Annotated in this window: 6 protein-coding genes; 3 read left to right on the plus strand and 3 right to left on the minus strand. The window is 66.0% G+C overall.

Annotated elements, in window-relative coordinates; translation table 11 throughout:
- The first annotated feature begins 9 nt into the window (after positions 1-9).
- The gene (locus HHX31_RS26030) at positions 10-939 is read left to right on the plus strand and encodes a hypothetical protein (protein ID WP_169951100.1); all 930 of its coding nucleotides are present in this window, start codon (positions 10-12) and stop codon (positions 937-939) included.
- A gap of 202 nt (positions 940-1,141) precedes the next feature.
- A complete protein-coding gene (locus HHX31_RS26035; RefSeq protein ID WP_169951102.1) occupies positions 1,142-1,432 on the plus strand; it encodes a hypothetical protein in 291 nt (96 codons plus the stop codon).
- A 104-nt stretch (positions 1,433-1,536) separates the two neighbouring features.
- Here the strand turns inward: HHX31_RS26035 and HHX31_RS26040 are convergent, their stop codons facing one another.
- From HHX31_RS26040 to HHX31_RS26050, 3 genes are read right to left on the minus strand one after another with little or no spacing between them, the layout of a single operon-like run.
- Positions 1,537-2,478, minus strand: coding sequence for an HNH endonuclease (locus HHX31_RS26040; RefSeq protein WP_169951103.1), 942 nt, complete (start codon positions 2,476-2,478; stop codon positions 1,537-1,539).
- 48 nt (positions 2,479-2,526) lie between these two features.
- Positions 2,527-3,045 (minus strand): hypothetical protein, encoded by a 519-nt coding sequence (locus HHX31_RS26045; protein ID WP_311932243.1) that lies wholly within the window; start codon positions 3,043-3,045, stop codon positions 2,527-2,529.
- Between the two features lie 60 nt (positions 3,046-3,105).
- A complete protein-coding gene (locus HHX31_RS26050) occupies positions 3,106-5,607 on the minus strand; it encodes a DUF262 domain-containing protein (RefSeq protein ID WP_169951107.1) in 2,502 nt (833 codons plus the stop codon).
- 244 nt (positions 5,608-5,851) lie between these two features.
- Between HHX31_RS26050 and HHX31_RS26055 the strand changes: the two genes are divergently transcribed.
- Positions 5,852-6,442, plus strand: a 591-nt coding sequence (locus tag HHX31_RS26055; RefSeq protein ID WP_169951109.1) for a DUF4365 domain-containing protein, incomplete at its 3' end; no start/stop codon positions are given.

The following is a 6,442-nucleotide window of genomic DNA, read 5'->3' on the forward strand; positions in this document are numbered from 1 at the left end:
GGTCGCGCCGTGGCACTAGCCGAACACGAAGCGCTCGTTCGCCTGTTCTGCGAACGACCCGACCTCGCCGCCGATCTGCTGACCCGATCCCTCAGAGTCGAGCTGCCCGACTACGACTACGCGGGTCTCGAATCGGCCGACCTCACCCAGGTCACGCCCGCCGAACGTCGCGCCGACTCGGTCGTCGTCTTCCGCCGGAAACGGCCGGAGGCCGATCCCCAGCCCGTTCTCGCCGTGATCGTGGAGGTCCAGCGCAGACAGGACGCCGGCAAGCTCTGGTCCTGGCCGATGTACCTCGTCAGTCTGCGTACCCGGCTCGAATGCCCCGTCATTCTGCTGGTCGTGTGCCCCGAAGCGTCGGTCGCCCGCTGGTGCGCCCGCCCGATTGAGCTGGGCCATCCGGGCCTCGTGCTCAAGCCGCTGGTCGCCGGTCCGAACGAGGTGCCCGTCATCACCGACCCCGGCCAGGCGGCCGAGGACATCGAACTCGCCGTGCTGTCGGTGATCCACCATGCGGACACGCCGCAAGGCCCGGAGATACTCGACGCCCTGTTCACGGCGTTGCACAATCTCGACCGCGATCAGGCGGGTATGTACGCTGACATGGTGCGTGCGGCGCTGCCCGGGGAAATCTGGGATCACTTGGAGAAGCACTTGAAGACAGAGAGCTACGAGTACCTCAGCGACTGGGCCCGCGAGAACATCGCCAAGGGCAGAGCCGAGGGACAGGCACAGGGCAAGGCAGAGGGTAAGGCCGAGGGGATGGCCGTGGCCAAGGCCGAGGCCATCATGACGGTGCTGGCCGCCCGGGACATCCAGGTGCCTGACGAGTTCAAGGCCAAGATCCGGAAGTGCCACGACCTCGACCGGCTGGACGCCTGGATCCAGGCCGCCGTCACGGTCGAGTCCTCGGACGCACTTCTCGACGAGGAGCTCTGACGCTCGGCCGCCGGTGACGTGCTGCCGCTGTGGGGACGTCAGCGAGACCGCCGTGCTGCCTGAGTCAGCCAGGCGGAAATGTTCCGCGAGGGATCTCGTCCCCGGCGGCTCGCATCCACGGCCCTAGCGTGAGCGTGCCTTCATAGCCTGCGTGCGGAGGAAGCCCGTGATCGACACCTCCGCTCGGGCAAGGACATGGTGCGTGGCGCTGCCCGGGGAGCCCTGGGATGACCTGGAGAAGCACATGAACGTCGAGACCTACGAGTACCTCAGCGACTGGGCCCGCGAGAACATCGCCAAGGGCATAGCCGAGGGGCAGGCACAGGCCAAGGCCGAGGCCATCATGACGGTGTTGGCCGCCCGGGACATCCAGGTGCCTGACGAGTTCAAGGACAAGATCCGGAAGTGCCACGACCTCGACCGGCTGGACGCCTGGATCCAGGCCGCCGTCACGGTCGAGTCCTCGGACGCACTTCTCGACGAGGAGCTCTGACGCTCGGCCGCCGGTGACATGGCTGCCGGAAGTGCTCTGCGATGTACGTCCTCCCACGGCGGTTCGCATTCGCGGCCTTCACCTGCGCGCCATGCGTTCCTGGTCTACGCGCGGAGGAAGACTTCGTCGAGATGCCATTCGAGGGCCTCGCGGTCCGGACGGTCGCCGGGGCGGGCGGGGACGGTTATCTCCTGCCCGGCCCGCCGGTAGAACTCCTCGCCGTTGCCGAACTCCTCGCGCAGACGTGGGCTGACCAGTAATCGGTGCCTGGGGTCGACAGCCAGGTAGCCGCGGTCGAACAGCGTGTGCACGTCCGAGCGGAGCAGGAGCCCGTTGTCCAGCCGGTGTTCGCCGCCCGCCGTGACCGGACGGATGTGCGCCGCCTGCAGGACCGGCCTGATCCGATCGCCGGTGATCGCGCACCTCCGCTCGTACGCGTGCAGCACCACGGCCTGGAACGCTCGCTGGCCGAGCCTGCGCGGCGCCAACCGAGGATCGCCGAAGACGGGCCCGTCGCGGTGCCACGGCTCAGACAGGTCGGTGTCTTCGCCGATCCCTGCGCGGTTCAGCAGGTCGTAGAAGTAGCCGGCGGCCGGGTGGGCGGCCAGGTCGTAGCTCTTGCCCTGAACGATGTTCGGCGCGAACTCCGGTGGCGGGCCGGCGACGCGGTCCGCGGGATAGAAGAAGACGTCGCGGATGATGACGCAGCCGATGACCGGGTCCTCGCCGGGCTCGATCGGCCGGCTGCGGTACCGCCCGACCTGCTGACGGAGTTCCACCAGGCTGTCCGCGCCGTTGCCTTCGCCGAAGAACTCCCACGCCTCGGAGACGCGAAGGGGGGCGAAACCGCTGAAGAAGCCGCCGCCGACCACGCGGTTGTGCGGGTGGTGGGTCTTGAAGAAGAACGGCTCGCCGTGGTCGATCGCGCGGAACCCCCGGCCGCTGGACGGCCGCCAGAAGTTGACCTCGCTGAGGTCCGGACGTCCCGCAAGAAAGCGGTACCAGCTGTCGTCGGTCACCCCGACGTACGCCTTCACAAAGGTCATTCTGCACCTATGTGATCAATGTTTCCAGAGCGCCGCAGCGTGGCGGAGTCAGGCGCGAGCAGGCGTCTGCCGCACCGGCCGGATCGAGGACAAGTACTCCGGGACGACCGAGGCGGGTTCGCGGGCGACGCCGCCGAGCTCGCGTTCGAGCAGGGCGGCGTCGGATGCGCTCAGCTCAAGCAGGGGACGCCGGAGGCGGATGGACCAGGACTTGGTATCGGGGAAGGCATCCAGCCGTGGCACGAGGGGTGCCAGTTCGACCCCGGTGAGGTACGGCGTGAGCGACCGCAGGCCGATTTCGCACCCACGGGTGAAATCCCGGCTCGCTATCGTGACCGGCATGTCGTAGGAGGTCACCTGCGAGGTGACCTCGGCCCTGCCGATGATCCTCGTCCGGTCACGGGTCGGGTTGTGCCAGCAGCCACGGGTGGTCAGCACGAAGAGATCGTCCCCTACCTTGAGCCGGTTCACTTCGCTGCGACTGGTAGGCGGGAAGGCCATCCGGGACTCGCGTAGCACCCAGGCGACGGCCTCACGCTCCCCGAGGATCAACAGGTACGCGGTCACGATCGGCACGGTATCGGATGCCCGGGGCAGAGCCGTAAGCCGAAGCGGGCCGGGAGTGCCTTAATGAGGCTTCACCTGATCGGCGCACCAATCGAGGGCCGCCACGATCACGTCCCACACTCCTTCGTTGGCCAGAAGAGTGACCGGGAAGGACGGATAGAGCTCGAGCTTCGCCGCAGGAATGTCCACTCCCGGAGCCTCGTTGATCCGTCGCCGTAGTTCTTCGCGGAGTTCGGGGTCCTTGAAGGGCACGCGCTTCTTCAGCACGCCGAACGTCACCTCGACGGTCTTGGCGTAGAAGCGAATAGGGTGCAGAGTCTCACTCAATCCCTTGATCGTGGGAGCGCAGGACGCTCCGGCCGAACGGCCGAACTGCACATCGCCGCCCCGGTTCCTCCACCATTCGAGCAGGCGTGACACCGCGCCCGCGGCCTGCGGGCCGCTCGCCTCGCCCACCTGCTGGAAGAAGCGCTGCTCCCACTCGTTGATCGCCCCCACGTCGTCGGACGATGCCGAGTCCGCCTCGGTGATGTCCTCCGCTCCGGGCAGGCCGAGCAGTTCGGCCATCTCACGAGCGCTGATCCGCTGGGCGGGCTCTGCTCGGCCGCGTTCGTCGAACTTGATGCCGTCCGCCTCGAGGACGTCGTATGCGTCGCGTTCGTCGCTCTCGTCCGCCCAGTAGAAGTTGTCCGACACCTCTCCGGTCGACTTCAGCACGCGGTGGGCGTTCAGGATGCGGCTGCCGCGAAGATGGGCGCCGACGGGCACTGCGTGGGAGCCGATCAGTTCCGCGAGATCACCGTAGCTCGTCCAGGTGCCGGGCGGCAGGGCGGCGAGCGCCGCGTGCAGCAGGCTCCAATCGCGGGAAGGGCCGACCGGCCCGGTCTCCACCGGACCGGCCCAGATGTCGACCGCGCGGTCCGCGATCTCCTCCGCGCGGGCGGTGATCTCGGCCTTTCCCCAGCGTTCTTGGTTGGCGACGCGTTGGTTCATCACCAGGCCACTGTGGGAGAGGAAGTCCTTCTTCTTGCCGAACGACATGTTGCCCAGCTCGGAGTTGTAGCCGGTGAGCGTCAGGTTGCCGAGCGTGTGCACCAACTCCTTGTGCAGGGTCTCGGGATCCCCTTCGCCGGCCAGTTCCTTGAGCCAGTCGACACCCGGGCTCTGCGGAAGGATGTGCTCAATGGTGATCTTCTTATCGGACAGGTCCACGAGTTCCTTGGAGCCGTAGGACTCCTCCAGACGCCGAAGGATCAGCTTCTGCTGCACAGTACGGCCCTGCCAGTAGAACGCCTTCTCCCGGATGTCTCTGCGGAACTGCTCGTCGGTCGACCAGTAGAGACGGGGTGCGGACAGGGCGGTCCGCAGCACCTTCGTCACCGGTTCCTCGCCGGTCAACTGGCGGGTTACCCGCATGAAGATCTTGTTGAGGCTCCCCGAGGTGACTCCGCCGATGAGCCGCCGAACGAGGAAACTCTCCAGATAGCCGAGTGCCTCGAGAACCTCGTCGTCCGTGGCATCCCCCTGGTCCTGAAGCTCCAGCAGCCTCATCACGACGGGATAGACCGTGTTCGCCTTCCAGTCGTTGAGGAAGCGCAGCCGGGCGTCGATGGAGTTGTCTTCGTTCGGCTCCAGGATGCGGTGCAGATAGCGCGCCCTGCGGGCCAGGTTCTTCACATACTGCTCGATGCGCTCCTCGCTGCCGCCGGTGGCGCGGAGGAGGTCCTGATGACCTCGATAGGCGTCCTTGTACTGGGCCTCGTCTCCGTATTCGAGCACCAGGACCAGGTACATGAGCTGGTCGAGGCCCTTTGCGCCGAGGAGCTTCTGCATCGGGAGCCAGTAGGTGTCGTACACATGGCGGCTCTTGCGGGGCAGGCACATGAAGACGTAGTTGCGGATGAGGTCGACCTGGCTGAGCCCCATGCCGGTGTTGTTGATGGACTCGAAGATGCGGAAGGCGTTGTCGTCCTTGTCCACCTGGATGTGCACGAGGCTGAGCCGGTCGAGGACGACAGTCTCGATGCGGCGCACGTCCTGGTCGTCCGCCGGGTCGTCGATCTCGACCAGCTTCGTGCGGAAGAACTGGTAGGCGCTCCCCACCCTGCTGTCCGGATCGGAGTTCGGGTAGCCCTCGATGCAGGCCTTGAACGCCTCGCGGTCGACCTGGGTCGGCAGCAGCCGATAGCGCAGGTCGCCGTCCTTGTACTTGTTGATCAGGTGGAGCTCGTTGATGCGCTCAACGCTCCGAGGGTCCTCGGCGGCCTGATGGTCGCGTAAGGCGCACAGCGCGAGCAGGAGCGTGGTGAGTCGCTGCTGGCCGTCCACCACCACCCATTGACTGAGGCTCGGGCTGAGGTCGGGGCCCGGGGCGAGCACCACCGACCCGAGGAAGTGACTGGCGACCTGCTCCTTGGCCAGCGCCTCCGCCTGCACCTCGATGTCGCTCCACAGCCGTCTCAGCTGCTCGCGTTCCCAGGCGTACGGACGCTGGTAGAGCGGGACCATCAGCTGGATCTCGCCCTTGATGAGGTTGCGCAGGGTGGTTTCGTTGGCCTTCACACAAGCTCCTGGACCGGTACAACAAGTACTGGCCGATCATGGCACAGCGCCCTGACAATTCGCGGGCGAATGAAGCGCTCACAGACGAAGACGACACAGTGCCGAGGGCATACAACGAGCAATAAGGGTGGATCCCTTATGGGCAATGCGGATATGACCAATTTGGTCAGGGTTTTCTCGTATTCACTGGAACTTGTAGCGTTCCGTCTGTATGGCGTCCGCCGAGCGGGCGCGGTGGGGGAGCGTGGAGGCGGTCCTGAGCTGCGAGTGGTGTCTGGACAAGTACAACCACCAGGGCTGGTACGGCGAGTGCTTCGTGCAGGTGCTGGCCGCTGCCGCTGGCCTCCAGGCGAACCCGCTCACGCCGGACTGTACCGGTGTCGACTTCTATCTCTGCCTGCCGCGGGAGATCGACGGGGACTTTCCTCGGATGGAGGTCCAGGTCAAGACTTGGTCGATGCAGAAGAAGCGGAATGGTCACCGGCACCATCGTGGCCTCACCGAAAAGCGTTTCAACGCGCTCGCCGGACGGCGCCGCATCCCGCGGTATCTCTTCCTCGTCGTCGTGCCTGACGACACTGGTGCTTTCGCCGAGGTGGATGAGCACGCTCTGCGGCTGAGTCACGCCGCATACTGGCTGTCCCTGGAGAACGAGCAGCGATTCACGACTCCCGAGTGCAAGCGGAAGGTTGAGGTGCGTGTTCCGGAGAGGATGTCCCGACGTTCGTGGAACTTGATCGGCGGTCCCGCGGTCAGGCGACGTTCTCGTTGTAGCAGTTTGAGGTCGGGTTCTGGGCTGCGACGTGCCGGTCAAGCGCGCTGCGGAGTTTGGGCA

It is taken from the genome of Microbispora sp. H11081 (genome assembly GCF_012999535.1).
GTDB lineage: Bacteria > Actinomycetota > Actinomycetes > Streptosporangiales > Streptosporangiaceae > Microbispora.

Excerpts from the sequence above, each read along its gene's own strand:
- HHX31_RS26040 (WP_169951103.1), bottom strand. The coding sequence starts at position 2,478 with ATGACCTTTGTGAAGGCGTACGTCGGGGTGACCGACGACAGCTGGTAC.